The 23,052-nt window shown below is 61.9% G+C and carries 20 protein-coding genes; 11 read left to right on the top strand and 9 right to left on the bottom strand.

All coding sequences use genetic code 11. The features are described from left to right. Positions 1 to 3 precede the first annotated feature (3 nt). The 4 genes from trmD to ffh form a co-directional block, all read right to left on the bottom strand. Entirely contained in the window at positions 4 to 777 is a 774-nt protein-coding gene (gene trmD / locus C4J89_RS21380) for a tRNA (guanosine(37)-N1)-methyltransferase TrmD (RefSeq protein ID WP_177343966.1), read from the bottom strand. Continuing rightward, on the bottom strand, positions 759 to 1,295 hold the full coding sequence (gene rimM / locus C4J89_RS21385) for a ribosome maturation factor RimM (protein WP_124364258.1): 537 nt from the start codon (positions 1,293 to 1,295) through the stop codon (positions 759 to 761). The genes trmD and rimM overlap by 19 nt, the downstream gene beginning before the upstream one ends. Positions 1,296 to 1,300: 5 nt before the next feature. Further along, the gene (rpsP, locus tag C4J89_RS21390) at positions 1,301 to 1,552 is read right to left on the bottom strand and encodes a 30S ribosomal protein S16 (protein WP_003175899.1); all 252 of its coding nucleotides are present in this window, start codon (positions 1,550 to 1,552) and stop codon (positions 1,301 to 1,303) included. Positions 1,553 to 1,804: 252 nt separating this feature from the next. Next, entirely contained in the window at positions 1,805 to 3,181 is a 1,377-nt protein-coding gene (gene ffh, locus C4J89_RS21395) for a signal recognition particle protein (protein ID WP_124364259.1), read from the bottom strand. 234 nt (positions 3,182 to 3,415) lie between these two features. Here ffh and C4J89_RS21400 point away from each other — a divergent pair, with 234 nt between their 5' ends. From C4J89_RS21400 to C4J89_RS21410, 3 genes are all read left to right on the top strand, one after another. Next, positions 3,416 to 4,228 (top strand): inner membrane protein YpjD, encoded by an 813-nt coding sequence (locus C4J89_RS21400; protein ID WP_124364260.1) that lies wholly within the window; start codon positions 3,416 to 3,418, stop codon positions 4,226 to 4,228. A 12-nt stretch (positions 4,229 to 4,240) separates the two neighbouring features. Beyond that, on the top strand, positions 4,241 to 5,479 hold the full coding sequence (locus C4J89_RS21405; protein ID WP_124415515.1) for a transporter associated domain-containing protein: 1,239 nt from the start codon (positions 4,241 to 4,243) through the stop codon (positions 5,477 to 5,479). Between the two features lie 356 nt (positions 5,480 to 5,835). Further along, positions 5,836 to 7,146 (top strand): MFS transporter, encoded by a 1,311-nt coding sequence (locus C4J89_RS21410; RefSeq protein WP_124364262.1) that lies wholly within the window; start codon positions 5,836 to 5,838, stop codon positions 7,144 to 7,146. 117 nt (positions 7,147 to 7,263) lie between these two features. Here the strand turns inward: C4J89_RS21410 and purT are convergent, their stop codons facing one another. The 5 genes from purT to C4J89_RS21440 all read right to left on the bottom strand — a co-directional run bounded on the left by purT (position 7,264) and on the right by C4J89_RS21440 (position 10,491). Further along, the gene (gene purT, locus C4J89_RS21420; RefSeq protein WP_017139720.1) at positions 7,264 to 8,445 is read right to left on the bottom strand and encodes a formate-dependent phosphoribosylglycinamide formyltransferase; all 1,182 of its coding nucleotides are present in this window, start codon (positions 8,443 to 8,445) and stop codon (positions 7,264 to 7,266) included. Positions 8,446 to 8,514: 69 nt separating this feature from the next. Then, a complete protein-coding gene (locus tag C4J89_RS21425; RefSeq protein WP_124415517.1) occupies positions 8,515 to 8,982 on the bottom strand; it encodes a VUT family protein in 468 nt (155 codons plus the stop codon). A 133-nt stretch (positions 8,983 to 9,115) separates the two neighbouring features. Next, a complete protein-coding gene (locus C4J89_RS21430; RefSeq protein ID WP_124415518.1) occupies positions 9,116 to 9,331 on the bottom strand; it encodes a DUF1289 domain-containing protein in 216 nt (71 codons plus the stop codon). After that, a complete protein-coding gene (locus C4J89_RS21435; protein WP_124415519.1) occupies positions 9,331 to 9,852 on the bottom strand; it encodes a gamma carbonic anhydrase family protein in 522 nt (173 codons plus the stop codon). The genes C4J89_RS21430 and C4J89_RS21435 overlap by 1 nt, the downstream gene beginning before the upstream one ends. A gap of 36 nt (positions 9,853 to 9,888) precedes the next feature. Then, entirely contained in the window at positions 9,889 to 10,491 is a 603-nt protein-coding gene (locus C4J89_RS21440) for a CoA pyrophosphatase (protein WP_016971944.1), read from the bottom strand. A gap of 146 nt (positions 10,492 to 10,637) precedes the next feature. Here C4J89_RS21440 and C4J89_RS21445 point away from each other — a divergent pair, with 146 nt between their 5' ends. The 8 genes from C4J89_RS21445 to C4J89_RS21480 all read left to right on the top strand — a co-directional run bounded on the left by C4J89_RS21445 (position 10,638) and on the right by C4J89_RS21480 (position 23,052). Beyond that, complete coding sequence (locus C4J89_RS21445; protein ID WP_124408080.1) at positions 10,638 to 11,186, top strand: NUDIX hydrolase; 549 nt, start codon at positions 10,638 to 10,640, stop codon at positions 11,184 to 11,186. 37 nt (positions 11,187 to 11,223) lie between these two features. Continuing rightward, on the top strand, positions 11,224 to 11,727 hold the full coding sequence (locus tag C4J89_RS21450) for a murein L,D-transpeptidase family protein (RefSeq protein WP_124415520.1): 504 nt from the start codon (positions 11,224 to 11,226) through the stop codon (positions 11,725 to 11,727). Between the two features lie 261 nt (positions 11,728 to 11,988). Further along, positions 11,989 to 12,720: a GntR family transcriptional regulator gene (locus C4J89_RS21455; protein ID WP_124364270.1), complete on the top strand. Its 732-nt coding sequence runs from the start codon at positions 11,989 to 11,991 to the stop codon at positions 12,718 to 12,720. Between the two features lie 36 nt (positions 12,721 to 12,756). Then, positions 12,757 to 13,863 carry an N-acetylglucosamine-6-phosphate deacetylase gene (gene nagA / locus C4J89_RS21460; RefSeq protein ID WP_124415521.1) on the top strand — a complete coding sequence of 369 codons (1,107 nt, stop codon included), beginning with the start codon at positions 12,757 to 12,759 and terminating at the stop codon, positions 13,861 to 13,863. Next, positions 13,856 to 14,866, top strand: a complete 1,011-nt coding sequence (locus C4J89_RS21465; RefSeq protein ID WP_124416058.1) for an SIS domain-containing protein — start codon at positions 13,856 to 13,858, stop codon at positions 14,864 to 14,866. The genes nagA and C4J89_RS21465 overlap by 8 nt, the downstream gene beginning before the upstream one ends. A 36-nt stretch (positions 14,867 to 14,902) precedes the next feature. Next, positions 14,903 to 17,416: a phosphoenolpyruvate--protein phosphotransferase gene (gene ptsP / locus C4J89_RS21470; protein WP_124415522.1), complete on the top strand. Its 2,514-nt coding sequence runs from the start codon at positions 14,903 to 14,905 to the stop codon at positions 17,414 to 17,416. Between the two features lie 26 nt (positions 17,417 to 17,442). After that, a complete protein-coding gene (gene nagE / locus C4J89_RS21475; RefSeq protein ID WP_124415523.1) occupies positions 17,443 to 19,149 on the top strand; it encodes an N-acetylglucosamine-specific PTS transporter subunit IIBC in 1,707 nt (568 codons plus the stop codon). 96 nt (positions 19,150 to 19,245) lie between these two features. After that, complete coding sequence (locus C4J89_RS21480) at positions 19,246 to 23,052, top strand: dermonecrotic toxin domain-containing protein (RefSeq protein ID WP_124415524.1); 3,807 nt, start codon at positions 19,246 to 19,248, stop codon at positions 23,050 to 23,052.

A 23,052-nucleotide genomic window follows, 5' to 3' on the forward strand; every position in this document is an offset into this window, starting at 1 on the left:
TTGTTAACTATCGTCCCGCGCGAGGATGTATTCCTCGAGCAGCTTCTTCTCTTCTCCAGAAAGCGAGCGGCTTTCCAGAAGATCGGCGCGTCGTTCATAGGTCCGACCAAGGGACTGCTGTAAACGCCAACGCCGGATGTGTGCGTGATTGCCACTTAGCAATACGTCGGGAACACGCTGATCCGCATACACCTCCGGACGGGTGTAGTGCGGGCAATCCAGCAAACCATCCGTGAAGGAATCCTCCTCCGCAGAGTCCGCATGCCCTAAAGCTCCAGGCAGCAGTCGTGTAACCGCATCTATCAGGACCATCGCCGGCAGCTCACCGCCAGACAGGACATAGTCCCCAATCGACCACTCTTCATCGACATGAGCTTCAATAAACCGCTCGTCAATGCCTTCATAGCGGCCGGCAATCAGGATCAGTGCTTCCTCATTTGCCAGTTCGCGTACCGCAGCCTGTTTCAGCTGACGGCCTTGAGGGGACAGGTAAATTACCTTCGCCTTCTCCCCGGCGGCGGCCTTGGCCTCAACCAACGCGTCTTCCAGGGGCTTGATCTTCATCACCATGCCCGGGCCACCGCCAAATGGGCGATCGTCCACAGTGTGATGCCGATCCGTCGTGTAGTCTCGCGGGTTCCAACAGGTAAGCTGCAACAGCCCCTGCTTCACCGCCCGACTGGTGATGCCGTACTCGCTGATGGCGGAAAACATCTCGGGAAACAAACTGATCACTTCAATGCGCAAATTAGCCACGCTTAGAAGTCCGCGTCCCATTCCACCTTCATCTCGCCCGCTGCCAGGTCGACGGCCAACACGCACTGCCCGGTATAGGGCAACAGGCGTTCGCGATCATCCAGGCTGCCAGCGCAAGGCTTGACCACCATTACATCATTGGCGCCGGTTTCCAGAAGATGATCGATTTTCCCCAGCAATTGCCCGAGTTGATCAATAACCTTCAGACCTTCCAGCTGGTACCAGTAGTACTCGCCGTCGGTCAATTCAGGGAACAGGTTGCGCGGCACGCAGATCTCATAACCGGCCAGAAGACGAGCTTCTTCACGATCATCAAGACCCTTGAGCTTTGCGACCAGGAACTTGTCGTTCCCGCGTCCACTGACCAGCTCGACCTGTTTCACACTACCTTCGCGCTTGAGCGTCCAGGTTTTGTACTGCAACAGGTTTTCAGTCGGATCAGTAAAGGAATACACCTTCACTTCGCCGCGAACGCCATGAACAGAGTAAATCTTGCCGATAACGATCAAATCATCAGCAACAGCTGGCGTCGCGTTCATATTGCTCAGGCTGCGGCCTTAGCCGAGTCCTTCAACAACTTTGCAACGCGCTCGGATGGCTGTGCACCCACGCTCAGCCAGTAGGCTACGCGCTCTTGGTTCACGGACAGACGAACTTCTTGACCACGAGCAACAGGGTTGAAGAAACCAACCTGTTCCTTGTGCGAACCGTCGCGCGGGTTGCGGCTGTCGGTTACGGTCAAGTGGTAAAACGGGCGCTTTTTGGAGCCGCCAAGGGCAAGACGGATTGTTAGCATGTGAACATCGTTCCTGTAGTCGGTGCTGCAAATCTAAATGCACAGCGGGCATAGGTGCCCGAAAGGCCGCATATTCTAAGGAATATCCGGACTTTTGCAAATGTCTTTTTCTGGCGCCTATCAGCGTGCCATTCAGATCTGCTATAGAGCCGTCGGTTAAAACGGCAAGTCAGCGCCCGCCAACGGCGGGTTTGCTGGAGATCCCACATCCCTGTGGGTCGGAGCGCAAGCGAAGGCTTGCGCTCGAATACTTTACATTTTCGGCATACCGCCGCCGGGCAACATACCGCCCATGCCGCGCATCATCTTGGCCATACCGCCCTTGGCGGAAAACTTCTTCATCATCTTCTGCATCTGCTTGTGCTGCTTGATCAAGCGACCGATGTCCTGCACCTGGGTGCCGGAACCCATGGCGATCCGACGCTTGCGCGAACCGCTGATCAGCTCAGGGTCGCGGCGCTCGGCCGGGGTCATGGAGTTGATGATGGCTTCCATCTGCTTGAACTGCTTCTCTGCCGCGCCCTGGGCGTTGCCCATTTGCGCCAGGTTCACGCCGCCGATGTTCGGCAGCTTGTCCATCAGGCCGCCGAGGCCGCCCATGTTCTTCATTTGCTGCAGCTGGTCGCGGAAGTCTTCGAGATCGAAGCCCTTGCCCTTCTTCAGCTTTTTGGCCAGTTTGTCGGCCTTGTCTTTATCGAGCGTGGCTTCGGCCTGCTCGATCAGGCTGAGCACGTCGCCCATGCCGAGGATACGCGAGGCGATACGCTCCGGGTGGAACGGTTCGAGCGCTTCGCTCTTCTCGCCCATACCGATGAACTTGATCGGCTTGCCGGTAATGGCGCGTACCGACAGCGCGGCACCGCCACGGGCGTCGCCGTCGACCTTGGTCAGGATCACGCCGGTCAGCGGCAGTGCGTCACCGAAGGCCTTGGCGGTGTTGGCGGCATCCTGGCCGGTCATGGCGTCGACCACGAACAGCGTCTCGACCGGGTTGATCGCGGCATGCAGCGCCTTGATCTCGCCCATCATCTCTTCATCGATGTGCAGGCGACCGGCGGTATCGACGATGACCACGTCGATGAATTTCAGCTTGGCTTCTTTAATAGCCGCAGTGGCGATATCAACCGGCTTCTGGCTCAGGTCCGACGGGAAGAAGGTCACGCCCACTTCGCCCGCGAGCATTTCCAGCTGCTTGATCGCGGCCGGACGGTAGACGTCGGCCGATACCACCATCACCGACTTCTTCTTGCGCTCTTTAAGGAAGCGCGCCAGCTTGCCGGCGGTGGTGGTCTTACCCGCGCCTTGCAGGCCGGCCATCAGCACGACGGCCGGTGGCACGGCGCTGAGGTTCAAATCTTCGTTGGCCGCGCCCATCAGGCTTTCGAGTTCGGCCTGGACGATCTTCACGAACGCCTGGCCCGGGGTCAGGCTGCGCGACACTTCAGTGCCGACCGCACGCTCCTTGACCGAGTTGACGAAGTCCTTCACCACCGGCAAGGCCACGTCGGCCTCCAGCAACGCCATGCGCACTTCACGCAGGGTGTCTTTAATATTGTCCTCGGTCAGCTTGGCCTTGCCGGTTACGTGGCGCAGCGTCTGCGAGAGACGGTCAGTCAAGTTTTCAAACATGCGCGATCCTTTCAGGCCCTATTCATCGAAATGCATTGGTAGACCGAGGTAATGGCGGCCCAGGCTGTGGTAAATCGCTATTAAAAACAGCGCTCGGCGAGCCTGCGGCGTGGGCAGGTCGCGGATTATAGCGAAGACTGCGTCCATGCACACCCGCTGTCTGGCCCGGGAGTCTTTCGTGCAGCGCAGGTGTGTGCCAAACTCAGCGCCTTTCGGGCTTGCCTATCAGGATTTATGCTCCCCTTGTCACCCAGTTTGCTACCCAGCCTCGCCGCCGCCATCGTGTATGCCGCTGCGACTCTCTATCAGGGCTCTCGTCTGGCCCAAGGCACCAAAGCGGACAAACGTCTGCTGGTCGGCCTTGGCGTGCTGGCCCTGCTGGCCCATGCGGCCAGTCTGTTTACCCACCTGCTGACCCCGGTCGGCCTGGGCCTGGATTTTTTCAGCGCCGCCAGCCTGATCGCCGCCGCCGTGATCGCACTGACGCTGCTGGCGTGCTACCGGATTCCGGTCGAAAACCTGCTCGTTCTTTTATTCCCGCTGGGCATGCTCACGGTGCTGCTGGCGCAGTTCGCGCCCACCGGCACCGTCCAGGTGATCGATGAAGAGCCGGGCATCCTCGCGCATATCCTGTTGTCGATCCTGGCCTACGGCATGTTCACCATCGCGGTGTTCCAGTCGCTGCTGGTGCTGTTGCAGGACCACCAGCTCAAGCACAAGCACCCGTCCGGGCTGATCAAGAACTTCCCGCCGCTGCAAACCATGGAAAGCCTGCTGTTCGGGTTTCTGTGGGCCGGCTGGACCTTGTTGTCGCTGTCGCTGATTTCCGGCTGGCTGTTCGTCGAAAACCTGTTCGCCCAGCATCTGGTGCACAAAACCTTGCTGGCCTGCCTGGCCTGGGTGGTGTTCAGCGTATTGCTGTGGGGCCGCAACCGCCTCGGCTGGCGCGGACACAAGGCCATCCGCTGGACCCTGGCCGGTTTCTGCCTGCTGATGCTGGCCTATTTCGGCAGCAAGCTGGTTCGCGAATACATCCTGCATATCTGACGGGCGGCGATCATGGACAACTTGCCCCTTGGGCCGATGCTCGCCGTAATTGCCCTGCTGATTTTATGGGCGGCACTGTTTACCGCCATCGAAGCCGCGCAACAACACCTGCTGGCCCTGCGCCCCGGCACACGCCAGGGCGACAAGGCCGCCGCGCGCCTGAGCTTCCCGCGCCACAGCCTGATCCTGTGCAACAGCCTGTGTCGTGCAGCCGTCGTGATTCTCTGCACGCTGCTGGCGATCTATGCCTGGGCCCAGAACGGGCCGTGGCTCGGCTGGTTGATCTCGTGCGCGTTGCTGCTGATCCTCGCCGACTACCTGCCCCGCGCCCTGGCTACCCGTTATCCACAGGCCATACTGGGCTTCGGTAACGCCCTGCTGGGCGTGCCGCTGAAAATCCTCTATCCCGCTGCCTGGCTGCTCAATGGCATCAGCCTGCTGTTGCTGCGCCCGTTCGCGCGCAAGCCGGGCATAGTGAAAAAGAGCGACGAACCTTCGTCCGACCACGACGACGAGCCGCAGCACGACGCCGACCAAGAGCGCATGCCCAGCATGCCGGGCATCCATGCCCTGGACAACATCACCGTTAACGACATCCTGGTGCCACGCAGCGAAGTGGACGGAATCAACCTGGATGACCCGATCGAAGACATCATCGAGCAACTGCGCACCTCCCAGCGCACGCGGCTGCCGGTGTTCCACAGCGATATCAACCAGGTCGAAGCGGTGCTCAACACCCGGCAGGTCCAGCATCTGCTGCCCGATGCCAGCCTGACCAAGGCAGCGCTGCTCGCCGCCTGTCACGAACCCTACTTCGTGCCGGAGAGCACGCCTCTGCAGCTGCAACTGCTGAATTTCCATAAGCAGCAGCGGCGCCTGGGCATGGTGGTGGACGAGTACGGCGAAGTGCTGGGCATCGTGACCCTGGAAGATATCCTCGAAGAAATCGTCGGCGAATTCGAAAGCGACCAGGCTGTGGATAACCCCCATGTCGAAGCCCAACCCGATGGCCGCTACATCATCGACGGCGCTGCCTCGATCCGCGAACTGAACAAAAGCCTGGGTTGGCACCTGCCCAGCGACGGCCCCAAGACCCTTAACGGCCTGGTGACCGAAGCGCTGGAGACCATTCCGGACTGCGCGGTGTGCCTGAAAATAGGCCGCTACCGCCTGGAAATCCTCGAAACCGAGGATAACCGGGTGAGCAAGGTGCTGATCTGGCATACCAGCCACGTGCCCGTCGCCGCATAACCTCCTGACACACAAGAACTCAATGTGGGAGGGGGCTTGCCCCCGATGGCGGTGTATCAGTCTGCTCATCTATAACTGATCTACCGCAATCGGGGGCAAGCCCCCTCCCACATTTTGATTTGCGGCGCTCCAGCTACTTGTTGTATTTCCAAACCCCTTCCTATAATCCCTGCGGCTTACCCAAGCCCCCGCCCGACCGCGTGCTACCCGCACTCAGCGCGTCCGGGCAGCGCTTTACCCTGTCCGAGCGGTGTTTGCTCCCATCCCGAGCCACCCCGCGTACAACCCTGATCCATGGGTGTTCGACCAATAATAATCCGCGTCCAAACGCGCAATGACCAATCCGGGATACTGCCATGAGCACCACGTATAACGAGGCCGCAACCGCCGCCCCGACCAACTCGACGGCCCGCGTGGCCACCGCGAGCATCGTCGGCACCGCCATTGAGTTCTACGACTTCTATATCTACGCCACGGCTGCGGCACTGGTCATCGGCCCGGTGTTCTTCCCGCAGACGTCCGGCACCGCGCAGATGCTCGCGTCGTTCCTGACATTCGGTATCGCGTTCATAGCGCGCCCACTGGGTTCGGCGCTGTTCGGTCACTTTGGCGACCGTATCGGCCGCAAGTCGACGTTGGTGGCCTCCCTGCTGCTGATGGGCGTGTGCACCACCCTGATCGGCTTGCTGCCGGGCTACGACAGCATTGGCGCCTGGGCACCGATTCTGTTGTGTGTATTGCGCTTCGGCCAAGGCCTGGGGCTGGGTGGCGAATGGGGCGGTGCGGCATTGCTGGCCACCGAGAACGCCCCCAAGGGCAAGCGCGCCTGGTTCGGCATGTTCCCGCAACTGGGCCCGTCGATCGGGTTTCTGGCGGCCAACGGCTTGTTCCTGATCCTGGCCATGAGCCTCAACGACGAGCAGTTCCGCAGCTGGGGCTGGCGCATTCCGTTCATCCTCAGCGCAGCGCTGGTGATGGTGGGCCTGTACGCGCGGCTCAAGCTGCACGAGACGCCGGTGTTCGCCAATGCCGTGGCCAAGGAAAAACCGGTGAAAGTGCCGCTGGTGGAACTGTTCAGCCAGCATTGGCTGCCGGTGCTGCTGGGCGCTGCGTCGATGGTGGTGTGCTATGCGCTGTTCTATATCACCACGGCGTTTTCCCTGAGCTACGGGGTGTCGACCCTCGGCTACAGCCGTGAAACCTTCCTCGGCCTGTTGTGCTTCGCAGTGCTGTTCATGGGCCTGGCGACGCCGCTGGCAGCGCTGGCCAGCGACCGCTATGGGCGCAAGCCGGTGCTGATTGTCGGCGCGGTCCTGGCAATCCTGTCGGGCTTTACCATGGAGCCGCTGCTGACCCACGGCTCAACCTGGGCCGTGGCGCTGTTCCTGGCGCTGGAGCTGTTCCTGATGGGCGTGACTTTCGCGCCGATGGGCGCGCTGCTGCCGGAACTGTTCCCGACCCGGGTGCGTTATACCGGCGCGTCGGCGGCGTATAACCTGGGTGGGATCGTGGGGGCGTCGGCCGCACCGTTCTTCGCGACCAAGCTGGTGGCGATGGGCGGGCTGAGTTATGTCGGTGGGTATGTGTCGGCGGCAGCGTTGCTCAGTCTGATTGCGGTGCTGTGCCTGAAAGAGACGCGGGATAATGATTTGAATCGCGTCGCCTGATGATCGTTCCCACGCTCTGCGTGGGAATGCAGCCCAGGACGCTCTGCGTCCCAAAGCATGACGCAGAGCGTCACAAGAGGCATTCCCACGCGGAGCGTGGGAATGATCAAGCTGAGGTTACAGCTCTACAACTACAGCCTTGGAAGCCCGGGTCGCCTTGGCTCGAGCCGCTTCAATCGACTCATCCCGCGCCAACGCCACGCCCATGCGGCGCTGACCATTGACCTCAGGCTTGCCGAACAGACGCAACGCCGTATCCGGCTCGCTCAAGGCCGCGCCCAGGTTGGCGAACGCCGTCTGCGTCGACTGCCCTTCCACCAGGATCACCGCCGACGCCGAAGGCCCGAACTGACGGATCAACGGGATCGGCAGGCCCAGGATGGCGCGAGCGTGCAGCGCAAATTGCGACAGGTCCTGAGAAATCAGGGTCACAAGGCCGGTGTCATGTGGGCGCGGCGACACTTCGCTGAACCACACCTGATCACCCTTGATGAACAGCTCAACGCCAAACAAACCACGGCCACCCAGGGCTTCGGTCACCGCTTTGGCAACCCGCTCGGATTCAGCCAGGGCAATCGGGCTCATGGCTTGGGGCTGCCAGGATTCCTGGTAGTCGCCCTTCTCTTGCCGGTGGCCGACGGGCGCACAGAAAGTGGTGCCACCGATGTGGCGCACGGTCAGCAGGGTGATTTCGTAGTCGAAGTCGATAAAGCCTTCGATGATCACTCGGCCCTTGCCGGCCCGCCCGCCTTCCTGGGCGTAATCCCAGGCTTTCTGTACATCGTCCGCGCTGCGCAGCAGGCTCTGGCCCTTGCCCGAGGAACTCATCACCGGCTTGACCACGCAGGGAAAGCCCAGGTCTTGCACGGCCTTGCTGTAGTCCTCGAAGGTGTCGGCGAAGTGGTATGGCGAGGTCGGCAGGTCCAGCTCTTCGGCGGCCAGGCGACGGATGCCTTCGCGGTTCATGGTCAGCGATGTGGCACGCGCGGTCGGGATCACGGTGAAGCCTTCAGCTTCCAGCTCGACCAGGGTAGCGGTGGCGATGGCTTCGATTTCCGGCACGATAAAGTGCGGCTTCTCCGCCTCGATCACGGCGCGCAATGCGGCGCCATCGAGCATGTTGATCACATGGCTACGGTGCGCAACCTGCATGGCCGGCGCATTGGCGTAGCGATCCACGGCAATCACTTCAACGCCTAGGCGTTGCAGTTCGATTACCACTTCCTTGCCCAGCTCACCGCAGCCACACAGCAAAACGCGGGTCGCGGTTGGCGACAATGGAGTTCCGATTCGGGTCATCTCAGGTCCTCAGGGGAGCGGATCAGGGGGAGAAAGGCCGGCATTTTACATGAACTGCACACATTGGCCTCAGTTAGCGACGGCGCGCCGGCGGATGCGCCAGGCCATGATCAGCCACACCACGGTGACACCGGCGAATTTCGACACCAGCGCCGTGCCCGCCACGGCCGGCGTCAGCGCACCGATCAAGCCGAAGAAGATAAACGTATCGAGGGGAATGCTCAGCGCCGAACTTATCCACAGGCGGTCGTGCAGCGGGCGCCGGGTGATGCTGAACACCAGCCAGTCGATGCACTCGGACACCGCAAAAGCCGTGGCGCTGGCCAGGGCGATGGATGGGGCGGAGGTGATATACGACAGCACCAGCGCCGCCAGCATGGCGATGATCGCGCCGTGGCCGAAGCGGGTTTGCACCATGTCACGCAGGATAAACACCAGGCCGCCCCAGGCGGACCAGATGACGTCCAGGTGCGGCGCGGTGGAAAAGGCGAAGTTGATCAGCACGACGCTGCTGATGTAGGCGACCAGGAAGAGCATGGGGGATGGACCTGTGGATAAGATTTGGAAATGTGTTGTTTGGGAGGGCCTCATCGGGGGCAAGCCCCCTCCCACATTTTGATCTGTGAATACATTCAAGTGTGGGAGGGGACTTGCCCCCGATAGCAATCGATCAGCCGCCCGAGCGCTTGGGCGTCATCCACACCACACCACTCGCCACCGCCCGCTCATGGCACAACCCCAGCACCGCCCGGCGTTCGGCATTGTCCATGCGGCTCCACCGCGTAATCTCATCCACGTTGCGCTGGCAACCGATGCAAATATCGTCATCGTCCAGCGCACAAATGCTCACACAGGGCGAGGCAACAGGCCTTTCAACTGCACTCATTATTCCTGCTCGACCAGGTCACGCGCATACCGCTGCGCGTTATGCACATAGTGCGCGGCACTGGCTTCAAGCATGCGCTTCTGCGCCTCGGTCAGCTCACGCACCACCTTGCCCGGCGAGCCCATCACCAGCGAGCCATCGGGAATTTCCTTGCCTTCGCCGATCAATGAATTGGCGCCGATGATGCAGTGTTTGCCGATCTTCGCGCCGTTGAGGATCACCGCGTTGATGCCGATCAGGCTGTAGTCGCCTACCGTGCAGCCGTGCAGCATGGCGTTATGGCCGATGGTCACGCCGGTGCCGAGGGTCAGTGGGTAGCCCATGTCGGTGTGCATCACGCTGCCGTCCTGCACGTTGCTGTTCTTGCCGATCAGGATCAGTTCGTTGTCGCCACGCAATACCGCGTTGAACCACACGCTGGCGCCCTCCTCCAGCTTGACCTTGCCCACCAGCGTGGCATTGGGCGCCACCCAGCTCTGTGGATGGGGCTCGACGCAGGCATCGCCCAGGCGGTATTTCATGGTTTTCCCTCACGGCTTTGCCATTCAAACGACGGCTTAGATATTGATGAAGCTCTTGGGTGGCTGGTGCAGGCTGATCTTGGCATCGTCATAGAGCAGGTTGATCAGCTCGACGATCATGATTGCCGTCAGGCCCCAGATTTTGTATTCGCCGAACCGATAGCTCGGCACATACCAACTGCGGCCTTGGTAATCGATGCGGTGGGTGTGCTCGCGCGGGTCCTGGCGGAAAAAATCCAGGGGCACGCTGAAGACCGCTGCGATCTCGGCGTCGTTGGCCAGGTATTCGACGTAGTCGGGGATGACGCCCACGTACGGCGTTACGCGGATGCCGTGCAGGGAGATCAACGGGCTCAACGGTCCGATGACTTCGACCAGCCCCGGCGGCAGGCCGATTTCTTCTTCGGCTTCGCGCAGGGCGGTAAAAATCAGGTCCGGGTCTTCGGGATCGCGGCGCCCGCCGGGAAAGGCCACTTCGCCACCGTGGGTCGACAGGCCGCTGGCGCGCAGGGTCAGGATCAGCTCGGGTTCGTCACTGCGGGTAATCGGTACCAGCACCGCGGCCTCGGGGAAACGCCCGTCAGTCTCCAGGGTGTGGGGAGTGTGATTGCTTACCCGGCGAAGTAGCTCGTCCAGCATGAGTCATCTCGGTCTGTTGGCTACCTTGCATCATGCACCAAAGCGGGCGGGCGCCCAACCCCAAAACCAGCGGCATGTCGCTAAACGACAACTTGCAGCGCTCTGCCTGCCAAGCCAAGATAGGCCCACTCTCCAGGAACCCCAGCATGAACTTCTGCAGCCAGTGCGGTAAACCGGTTATCCAACGCATCCCTGAAGGCGACGCACGCCTGCGCTATGTCTGCGATCACTGCGCGACCATTCATTACCAGAACCCCAATATCGTTGCCGGTACCCTGCCGGTATGGGGCGACAAAGTGCTGCTGTGCCGCCGCGCCATCGAGCCGCGCCTGGGTTACTGGACCCTGCCCGCAGGCTTTATGGAAAACGGCGAAACCGTGGCCCAGGCGGCCATGCGCGAGACGCTGGAAGAAGCCTGCGCCCGCGTGCGCAACCTGAGCCTCTATACGCTGATCGACGTGCCGCACATCAGCCAGGTGCATATTTTCTATCGCGCCGAGCTGGTCGACCTGGACTTCGCCGCAGGCCAGGAAAGCCTGGAAGTGAAGCTGTTCGCTGAAGCCGATATCCCTTGGTCCGAGCTGGCTTTCCGCACGGTCGGGCGTACCTTAGAATGCTTCTTCGCTGACCGTCGGCAACAGCTGTTCCCGGTGCGCAGCGAGTCGGTGCCACCCCTGTCCAAGCCCGCCCAATAACAAGCCGGCCACTCATCGCCAAAGGGAAACCGTTTCAATGCGTTGGTTGCTTGCTCTTCTCTGCCTGTCGTTCGCTACCCTGTCCTCGGCCTCCACGGTGGAAACACCCGGCGGCAAACCCGTCGAAAAAGTCCTGGTGCTCAAATCCGCTCACCAGTTGCAGCTGATCAACGACGGCAAGCCCCTCAAGACCTATCGCATTTCCCTGGGTAAAAACCCCAAGGGCCACAAGCTGTTCGAGGGCGATCGCCGCACGCCCGAAGGCCTCTACTGGATCGACTGGCGCAAGACCAGCGAGCGCTTCAACCTGGCCATGCACATCTCCTACCCCAACATCAGCGACGCCGCCCGCGCCCGCCGCGAAGGGGTCAAACCGGGCAGCATGATCATGATCCACGGCACCCCGGACACCGAGGATTACCCGGAACAGTGGTTCCACACCCTGGACTGGACCGACGGCTGCATCGGCATGCGCAATGTGGATATGCGTGAGGTCTGGAGCCTGGTCAAGGACGGCACCCTGATCGAGATTCGGCCCTGATCTGCGACCACTCGTAAAATAATTCGAAAATATTTCCTGCCCCGAGCAGCACCTGCCGGTGAATACCAATTCACCGTGCGGGCTGCGCCGTTGCGCGCGGCATAAAGACCTTTCTAATACCACTTGATACCAGGCACCGTTGCGGTGCCTTAATCCATTGAATGCACCGTTATGGCTGCATTGACATGGTATTTAAGTGGTATTAATTTCCGACCCATACCGGGCGACAACACTCCAATAACCGCATCGGAAACCTGACAGATGAATCCCATTCTGGCCTTGCGCCCTGACGACAAACAATCCACGCCGCTGTACCTGCAATTGGCGCGCAAGCTCGAAGCGGCGATCCATGCCGGCCAGTGGACCTCCGAGCAAGCCCTGCCGTCGGAACGCGCGCTCAGCGAGCAGTTGAGCATTTCTCGGGTCACCGCCCGCAAAGCGCTGGAAGTGCTGTTTGAGCAGGGCCTGATCCGCCGCAGCCAGGGCTCCGGCACCTTTATCACGCCACGCCTGGAACAGCCGCTGTCGCGCCTGTCGGGGTTCAGCGAGATGCTGCGCCTCAAGGGCTTTGTGCCCGGCTCCCAATGGCTTGAACGCGACATCACCCCGCCGACCCATGAAGAACTGATCCGCCTGTGCCTGTCGACCAATGACAAAGTGGCGCGCCTCAAGCGCCTGCGCAAAGCCGACGACACAGTCATGGCCATTGAAATGACCGCTGTCCCCGCTTCGGTGCTGCCACAGCCGCAGGCCTTGGGCAGCTCGCTGTACGAATACTTCGACAGTATCGGCAAGCCCATCGTCCGTGCCCTGCAGCATGTACAGGCGATCAACGCATCGGATGAATTCGCCAAGCTGGTGGGCATCGCCCCCGGCACCGCCATGCTGCTGATGACCCGGGTCGGCTACACGCTGGATAACACCCCCATAGAAATCACCGACACCTATTGCCGCAACGACTACTACGACTTTGTCGCAGAGCTGCGTAGGTAAGACTTGCCGCCGCGTCGCGGCTTTAGAGAACTGCCCATGTCCGAAGACAACATCCTTACGCCCAGCGGCTGGATCCGCGGCCGCCTGGTGCACGAGCACGGCAAGGTCGTCGCCATCGAAGGCACGCCTTGCAATCCGGCCGACAACGACCTGCCCTATCTGCTGCCCGGCTTTATCGACCTGCATGTGCACGGCGGCGGCGGCAAAGACATCATGGAAGGCGTCGAGGCCTTCGAGACCATCACCCGCACCCATGTGCGATTTGGTACCACCTCGCTGCTGGCCACGACCATGACCGCGCCGGTCGACGAAATCTCCCGCGTGCTCGGCCAGCTCGGCACCTTCTGCGCGCAGCGTCCTACCGGCAGCGCTCGCGTGCTCGGGGTACACCTGGAAGGCCCCTACATCAATCCGGGAAAACTTGGCGCCCAACCCAACTTCGCCCACACCGCCTTGATGGCCGAAGTCGAAGCCTACCTGCGCCTGGCGCCGATCCGGGTGATCACCATTGCGCCGGAAATCGCCGGCCACGACAGCCTGATCCGCGCCCTCAGCCAACGCGGCGTGCGCATGCAGATCGGCCACACCCTGGGCAGTTATGAAGAAGGCGTCGCCGCCCTCGCCGCCGGCGCCACCAGCTTTACCCATTTGTACAACGCCATGAGCCCGCTGCATCACCGCGAGCCGGGCATCGTCGGCGCCGCACTGGCCCACGCCACCTACGCCGAGTTGATTCCCGACCTGCTGCACGTACACCCCGGCGCCATGCGCGTGGCGCTGCGCTCGATCCCCTGCCTGTATTGCGTCACCGACTCCACCGCCGCCGCCGGCATGCCCGATGGCGAATACAAGCTGGGCAGCCACACCGTGACCAAGTGCCTGGGCGGCGTGCGCCTGGCGGACGGCACCCTGGCCGGCTCCACCCTGACCATGGACCAGGCGCTGCGCAACCTGGTGAAGATCGGCCTGCCAATCAGCGAAGCCTCACAACGCCTGTCGCAATTTCCTGCGGACTACCTGGGCCTGGAAGAACGCGGTCGCCTGCAACCGGGCAGCTTTGCCGACTGCGTGCGCCTGGACCGCTCCCTGACACTCACCGACGTAATGGTCGAAGGAGAAGCCATTGACTTCAAAAATGCTTGAAGAGGCGCTGGCCTCCTGTGACGCCGTCGCGGCGCAACTGCAACGCCTGGAGCCGATACTCGAAGACGTCGCCGGTCGCCTGCGCCGCCAGCCGCCGCAAGTGGCGATGACCGTTGCGCGGGGCAGCTCGGACCATGCCGCCAGTTACTTCGCCTACTTGGCCATGCAGCACGTGGGGATTCCGGTGGCGTCGCTGCCGATGTCGGTGGTGACCTTGCTGCAGGCGCCATTGAAGGTCAGCGGCCAGGTGGCGTTTGGTTTCTCGCAATCGGGGCAAAGCCCGGACCTGGTCAACAGCCTGCGCCTGCTGCGCAAACGTGGGGCCTTGAGCATCTCGATGGTCAACGCCGAAGACTCGCCGCTGCAAGCCGCCTGTGAGTTCCATGTGCCGCTGTGTGCCGGGCCGGAACTCAGCGTGGCCGCCACCAAGAGCTTTATCGCCACGCTCAGCGCCAGCGCGATGCTGGTCGGCCACTGGAACCAGGAAGCCGACCTGCTGCAAGCCTGCAAGGCGCTGCCCGACGGCCTGCGTGACGCGGCCAAACAGGATTGGCGCGCGGCCATCGAGGCGCTCAAAGGCAGCCAGCGCTTGATGGTGATCGGCCGTGGCGCCGGTTTTGCCGTCGCCCAGGAAGCCGCGCTCAAGCTCAAGGAAACCTCGGCGATCCAGGCCGAAGCCTTCAGCAGCGCCGAAGTGCGCCACGGGCCTATGGCCTTGATCGACGCAGACTACCCCTTGCTGGTGTTCGCCCCACGCGGCGCCGAGCAGGCCGGCCTGCTGACCCTGGCCGCCGATATGCGCCAGCGCGGCGCCCGTGTGTTGCTGGCGGCGCCGGACGATGTCGCCGAACGCGACCTGACCCTGAGCCGCGCCGAACACCCGAGCCTGGACCCGATCCTGGCCATCCAGAGTTTCTACGTGATGGCGGCAGGCCTGGCCCAGGCCCGGGGCATGAACCCCGACCAGCCCCGTCACCTGAGCAAAGTCACTCGCACTCACTAAGTCGATTGCCGTGTTTTCCTGATGAGTACCGTGCCCATGTCCAACAACAATAACCGACTGACCCTTAGCGCCCCCTTGAGTGGGCCGGTGCTAGCCCTGGGCAGCGTCCCCGACGAAGTGTTCGCCAGCGGCGCCATGGGCGACGGTATTGCCATCGACCCATTGAACGATTGCCTGCACGCGCCGTGTGATGGGGTGATTATCCACGTCGCCCGCACCGGACATGCGCTGACCCTGCGCGCCGACAACGGTGCCGAAGTGCTGATGCATGTCGGCATCGACACCGTGGAACTCAATGGCGAAGGTTTTGCCTTGCTGGTGAAGGAAGGCGCGCGGGTGAGCCAGGGCCAGGCGCTGGTGCAATTTGATCTGGACCGCATTGCGCGCCAGTGCAAGAGCCTGGTGAGCTTGATCATCCTGACCAACAGCGACCGCTTCGAACTGACGCCCTGCCCGCTCAGCACGGTCAAGGTCGGGGAGCCGTTGATGCAGGTGACGCTGCGCTCGGGCGCCCCCGTTCAAGCGGCTGTGGATAACTCCAGCGCCGAAGCCAGCGCCAGCGTACGCATCACCCATCGCGGCGGTTTGCATGCGCGCCCCGCGGCGCTGATCCGCAAGACCGCCCAGGGTTTCAGCAGCCAGGCGCACCTGCACTTCGCTGACAAGTCGGCGTCGTGCGACAGCCTGATTGGCTTGATGGGATTGGGCATTGGCGAAGGTGACGAAGTACGCGTGACCTGCCGTGGCAACGATGCCGATGCGGCGCTGCAAGGGTTGATCGCGGCGTTGTCCGTGGCGATCCGCGAAGATCACCACGCTCCTGCAGTGGCGGCCGTACCACGTCGCGCCAGTGTGGAAGCCGATGTGTTGCAAGGCGTGTGCGCAGCCCCCGGCCTGGTGTGCGGCCCGCTGTTTCGTCTGACCGGCATCGAGCTGCCGGAAGACACCGGTAACCATGCGGCCGACGAACAAAAGCAGCGTCTCGATACGGCACTGGAGCAGGTGCGCGGCGAAATCCGCAGCACCCTGGACCACGCCCGCCAACGCAAGAACATCGACGAAGAAGAGATCTTCGCCGCGCACCTCGCGCTGCTGGAAGACCCGGCATTGCTGCAAGCCGCTGCCGACGCCATTGCCCAGGGCAGCGCCGCCACCCATGCCTGGCGCGATGCGATCCAGGCCCAGTGCGCGGTATTGCTGGCACTGGGCAAGCCCTTGTTTGCCGAACGCGCCAACGACCTGCGCGACCTGCAACAACGCGTATTGCGTGCGCTGCTGGGTGAAGCCTGGCACTTCGAATTGCCCGCCGGAGCGATTGTCAGCGCCCATGAACTCACCCCCTCGGACCTGCTGCAACTGAGCGAACAGCACGCCGTGGGGATCTGCATGGCCGAGGGCGGCGCCACGTCCCACGTCGCGATTCTGGCGCGGGGCAAAGGCTTGCCTTGCGTGGTGGCGCTGGGTGCTGAGCTGCTTGAGGTGCCTCAGGGCCAGCGCGTGGTGCTGGACGCCGCCAATGGCCGCCTGGAACTGGCGCCCAGCGATGCTCGCCATGCTGAAGTCCACCAGATTCGTGACGCGCAGAAAGTCCGCCGCCAGCAGCAACAGGCTCAGGCCCGATTGCCGGCGCGCACCCTCGATGGCGTGAGCATTGAAATCGCCGCCAACGTCGCCTCCAGCGCCGAAGCCCAACTGGCGTTTGCAAACGGCGCCGATGGCGTCGGCCTGCTGCGCACCGAATTCCTCTTCGTCGACCGCCGCACCGCGCCGGATGAACAGGAGCAGCGCCAGGCCTATCAAGCCGTGCTGGATGCCATGGGCGACAAGTCGGTGATCATCCGCACCATCGACGTGGGCGGCGACAAGCAACTCGATTACCTGCCGCTGCCTGTCGAAGCCAACCCGGTGCTGGGCCTGCGCGGCATTCGCCTGGCCCAGGTACGCCCGGAACTGCTCGACCTGCAACTGCGCGCGCTGCTGCAAGTCAGCCCGCTGCAGCGCTGCCGCATCCTGCTGCCGATGGTCAGCGAAGTGGATGAGCTGCTGCAGATCCGCCAGCGCCTGGATCAATTGTGCGAAGAGCTGGCACTGACCCAGCGTCCCGAACTGGGCGTGATGATCGAAGTGCCCGCCGCCGCACTGATGGCTGAGCAATTGGCCGAGCATGCGGACTTCTTGTCCATCGGCACCAATGACCTGTCCCAGTACACCCTGGCCATGGACCGCGACCACGCGGGCCTCGCCGCCCGCGTTGATGCGCTGCACCCGGCCTTGCTGCGGCTGATCGCCCAGACCTGCGCCGGTGCGGCGAAACATGGGCGCTGGGTCGGCGTATGCGGCGCCCTCGCCTCTGACCCATTGGCCACGCCGGTGCTGATCGGCCTGGGCGTCAGCGAGCTGTCGGTGAGCCCACCGCAGATCGGCGAAATCAAGGACCGCGTCCGCCACCTGGACGCGGCGCAATGCCGGCAATTGAGCCAAGGATTGCTCGACCTGAGCAGCGCCAAAGCCGTTCGCCACGCCTGTCAACACCACTGGCCGCTGAGCTGAAAACAACAAGAATAGGGAGACACGCCATGTATCAACATTTCATCGAAGGCCTGCAACGCCTGGGCCGCGCACTGATGCTGCCGATTGCGATCCTGCCGATCGCCGGTCTCTTGCTGCGGCTGGGCGACACCGACTTGCTCAATATCGCGGTGATGCACGACGCCGGGCAGGCCATCTTCGCCAACCTGGCATTGATCTTCGCCATCGGCATCGCCGTCGGCTTTGCCCGCGACAATAACGGCACGGCCGGCCTGGCAGGGGCGATTGGCTATCTGGTGATGATCTCCACGCTCAAGGTGATGGACACCTCCATCAACATGGGCATGCTCGCCGGTATCGCCAGTGGCCTGATGGCCGGTGGGCTGTATAACCGCTTCAAGGACATCAAGCTGCCGGAGTACCTGGCGTTCTTCGGCGGGCGGCGATTCGTGCCGATTGTCACAGGCTTTTCGGCGGTGGGACTGGGCGTGATTTTTGGCCTGATCTGGCCGCCGATCCAGCACGGCATCAACAGCTTCGGCGTGTTGCTGATGGAAAGCGGCAGCCTCGGCGCGTTCGTGTTTGGCGTGTTCAACCGCCTGTTGATCGTCACCGGCCTGCACCACATCCTCAACAACATGGCGTGGTTCGTGTTCGGCAGCTTTACCGACCCGGTGACGGGCGCGGTGGTGACGGGCGATCTGACTCGATATTTTGCCGGCGATCCGAAGGGCGGCCAGTTCATGACCGGCATGTTCCCGGTGATGCTGTTCGGCTTGCCCGCCGCGTGCCTGGCGATGTACCGCAACGCCCTGCCGGAGCGCCGCAAGGTGATGGGCGGGATCTTCCTGTCGATGGCGCTGACCTCGTTTTTGACCGGGGTGACCGAGCCGATTGAATTTGCCTTTATGTTCCTGGCGCCGTTCCTGTATCTGATCCACGCCGTGCTCACTGGCCTGTCGATGGCCATCACCAATATGCTGAACATCCACCTGGGCTTCACCTTCTCCGGTGGGTTTATCGACATGGTGCTCGGCTGGGGTAAATCCACCAACGGCTGGCTGGTGGTGCCGGTGGGGCTGGCGTATGCGGCGATCTACTACACGGTGTTCAGTTACTGCATCCGCCGCTTCAACCTGAAGACACCGGGCCGGGAAGATATCCAGGTGGCACCGGCTGAAACGATGAGCGATAACCAACGCGCCACGGCTTACATCCGCGCATTGGGAGGTGCGGACAACCTGCTCAGCGTCGGCGCCTGCACCACGCGGCTGCGCCTGGACATGCTCGACCGCAACAAGGCGATGGATGCCGAACTCAAAGCGCTGGGCGCCATGGCCGTGGTGCGGCCGGGCAATGGTGGGAGTTTGCAGGTAGTGGTCGGCCCGATGGCGGATAGCATTGCCGATGAGATTCGGTTGGCGATGCCGTCTTTTGTTGCCAGTGCGTCGGTGACGGTTGCGCCTGTGGATAAGCCGGTGTCGGTGGATGTGCAGGAAGCCGAAAAGTGGCTGAGCGCCTTGGGTGGCCGAGAGAATGTGCGGCAGTTGGAAACCGTGGCAATGACGCGATTGCGGGTGGAGTTGGGGGATGATTCGGTGTTGTCAGAGGCTGATCTCACTGCACTGGGTTGCCAGGGCGTCAGTCGGCTGGACAGCGGCGTTTGGCACCTGTTGATTGGTGACAAGGCGCCGGGATTGGGTGATGCGTTGGAGCGGTTGGTCGGTGCTCGGCAGATCGGCGCGGGCGCTTAACGCTTCATCGCCTGATCCCGCTACTTATTTACGGCCTGCTCCCAACCACGGTTCTCCATGCTGAGGGTTCTTACCCTCGGCATGGAGCCCGTACCCGTGAGCACTTCCACTCCCCCCCCGTCCTTTGATGAAATCAAAGGCTCGCTCAACCTGATCGGCCATCACCTGCTCAAGGTCGATACACCGTTGCTGCCGGACCAGAAAGCATCCACCGAGTTGGCTTATCTGGAGCGCTTGAATGTTCAGTTGAAACAGCACCGCGAACAGTACCTGCGCAAAGGCCGTGCGCTTTACCAGGCACTGACCCGCAGCAACCTGGCCAGCCCTGAAGGGCAGACGCTGCTGAGCGTTCTCAAGACCACACTGAACACCCGGTTGCAGGCGCTTGATCTTCGTGAGCAAATCGATGGCAAGAGCCAAAAATCCTTCATGACATATGAAGCGGGTTACACGGCCCTGACCCACGAGGCCGCCCTGGGAGAGATGGACCGCCTGCTGCACCCGCAAGAGCGAGCAATGCTCGATCGCCTCCCATTGGGCCCGACGCAACGTCCCGGCCAGTACGCACTGACCATGGAGTACCAGGACCAAACCGTCGAACTGGCCGGGGCCTTTGTCCTCACCGAAAAATCCAGCCCCGTGGTGAGCGAAATGACGGCCAACGCGGCAGTGGGCAGGGTGCTGTTGTTCACACCGTCACGCGGCATCGAAACCTTCGACTCATTGACCGACTTGAATACCCGGTTGCGATCACGCCTGGATAACGCCGGTGAACGCCATGAAGTTTTGAGCCTGCTTGCGGTGCGTTACCACGCCATCACCCCAGAGGCGATCTGGCCACTGACCCTGGCCCCCATCGACGACGCGCCGCTGTTCGAACATACCTACAACGCCCTGATCACCAAACGAGGCGAGGACATCGACCGGGCCTTGAGCCTGGTCAACAATCCTCACAACGACGCGGGCCTGCTGATGGACGCGCTGGACCGTGCCATTACCGATGCCCTGCCCGACCTTACTGCTCGCTTTGAATGGCGTGCCCAGGTGCTTTTGGACAGATGGCTGCGCCACAGCGCGCCGGACTGGTACCGCAGCGCCAACGAGGCGCGCCGGACGACGTTGGCCGACCATTTGCGCCGCTATAACGAAGCGCGACAGCACCTGCTGGACTTGCTGGGGCCGGTCACCACGCCCCACGCCCTGGCTCGTTACCAATGGCTGGAACGCTTGAGCGACGACCTGGAAATCCACGACCTCGACCCGCAGCGGATAGAGGTCAACACTCGCCGTGTGCTCGACCCCATCGGCGAATATGAGCACGACCGAAGCCTGGTCGAATTGGCCCTGCGCGGCCCGCATACCGGCGATGAGAACGTCGACTCCGACTTCCTGAAAAAGACCACGCTGACCTACAACGGCGCAGCGCTGGAGCAGGAGTACAACCACCTGACGCCCGCCTGGCTGCTGGAACAGTTGGGTACGCTGCAACCACGTATCGACTTTGGCGACCTGCAAAAACAGATGCATTCCAAGCCTGAAGTCAGCCGAGCCATCGAAGCGATGCTTGATCTCAGAATCAACGCATTGGCCTATGCGGCGCTGTTGCAAGGTCACCTCAGCGAGAACGACTACAGCCTGATCCAAAGCCTGCGCCAAGGCACCGGTACCGGCCTGAGCGCCTCGACCGTGTCACTGCATGAAGCCCAGTTGCAGGACCTTTGGGTGCTGCGTCAGCGCAACGCCGAGGATGTGGTCATACGTGTGCTGCTATGCACGCCAGAAGGTGCGCGTGAGCAACAATTCCAGGCATTCAACAGTGATGCGGCCTGCCAGAGCCATGTCCTCGGCTGGGCTCTGGACAACGGCATCAAAACGCCACCCGGCACCCTGACCGATTACCTGATCAACCGCGTTGCCCTGCGTTTTCGCAACACGATGACGCAGGTACTCAGAGGCTTGAGCTTCAAGCCTCAGGACCTTGAGCACGAGGAAGTCACCTTCAGTCCGAGTCGCAGTCACGCCGATTGCCTCAAGGACATGGCGGCCCATGTACTGGCCACCCGTGTCGATGACTACGAGTTCAGTACGCCAGGCTGGTACCGCTCCGCGCCTTCCGACACTCGTCGTAAACTGCTGAAACTGGCGGAGGACGCCGAAGGTGGGCTGCGTACCTATAACGACTTTCCGCTGTCCGAAGCGAGCGTCCCAACCTTTACCGACTATTTGCATGAACAGGCCAAGATACGTCTGAACACACTGCTCGGTCACCCTCGCGACGCGGTCGACCCTGACACTGTGTGGGCCTACTCGCCGCCTTCGTTGAAAGGTACGTCCACACCCGCGCCTATCTCCTACACCCAGCTCTACCGCGATGGGTATGCGGATGGCATCGGCTTCCTCGACGAGAAATTTTCTCGCTCCGCACGCTTCAAAGGTCCGGACAAGGTAGACCTCAGCCTGCTGACGGCGGAAAATGTCGCGCGTTCGGTCACGGGTGTCTGGATCGGTCAACGCTATACCAACGAGATCAAGGCCAGGCTATTGAACGCTGGCAGCCCGGACTATGACCTGCGGCGCAATGCCACGCTGGTCCTGGCCCAAACGCAAATGCAGAACGCAGCCCTTGAATGTCAATTGCAGGGCCATATCGCCAGCGTCGACTTGCCCTGGCTGGAACGCAGCATCGCAACGATGGGCAGTACATCGGCGCAAACCCGTCTCGACTATGCCATTCACCGCCTGATGATCGACGGCGATTGGGTGATAGGCACCTACCTGTTCAGCCATGGCGACAATCCCACGCTGCTCTATACCCCCAATGCACCGGACGGTATCCGCTGGCGCGAAGCCAAGTTGTTCAACTACCTGCTGATAAAAACGCCGGGGATGATCCAGTACCTCATCGCGCGCGTCCCCACCCAATCCAGGATCAGGGTCCAGGCCTTTCTGGAAAAGGCCAAGGAGCAACTGCCCGAGCATCTGGACAGAACCACTGTCAGCCCCGCACGGTATGACTCGACTCACGCACAGGCGCCGCTGCTCGATCTACGCAAAGACCTGTACAACATGAAGCTGCAACGCATCATCGACGATGTGGCAGCCACCACCGTCAACCGCACACACATGATCACCGACATCTTATGGACCTGCGTGGAATGGGTTACGGCCATCGCCACCGCGCCATTCCCCATCCTGAGCCTGAGTGCCGGCCTGTTGCTGGCGTTCAAGGATGGCATGCTGGCACTGCACGCTTATCATCAAGGTGATAATGCTAAAGCGCTGGAACATTTCATGGGTTATCTACTCAACAGTGCCGGCGCGGTATTCACCGACCTGCGACCGGCACTGGATTCAGTGAAACGCCTGAGCCAGCCTCCCAAACGCCTTGCAAACACACCGTCGTTAAAACTGATCAGCCCGCTCGAACCCACCCCGCTCGCTCCTGCCGGTATGCAGTCCGCCTGGTTTAACGGAGAACTGCTCTGGGCCCCCAAGACTCCTGATCCGATTGGTCGCTACTTGCTGTATCGCCTGGACCCGGCCACCGGCAAACTGGTGTCGACCACTCGCCTGGCCGCACCCGATGCCCAAGGCGTATGGAAACGCACCGGCGTGACAGGTGGTGCACCGAAGTATGAAAAAGTCGCGGAGTCTCCCGACAGGCTGAAAAACTATGAGATACCGGCCAAGTACCAGGGCAAGATGCAGGCGGTTGTGAACCCCAACTCGAAGGAGATGCTCACGGCTGCCGATGATTGGTTGGATGATCCAGGGCTCATGCGGGACCTCGCCGCCATGGACCTGAAAAAAGCCCATACGGTTTACCAACAGCAAGTGAACCACTTGACCAACGATGCACAGGATTTCTTCAACGCTCTTGCGCTCGGAGCTCCTCGCGTGTAG

Origin of the sequence: Pseudomonas sp. R4-35-07, assembly GCF_003852235.1 — a bacterium.
Classification (GTDB): domain Bacteria; phylum Pseudomonadota; class Gammaproteobacteria; order Pseudomonadales; family Pseudomonadaceae; genus Aquipseudomonas.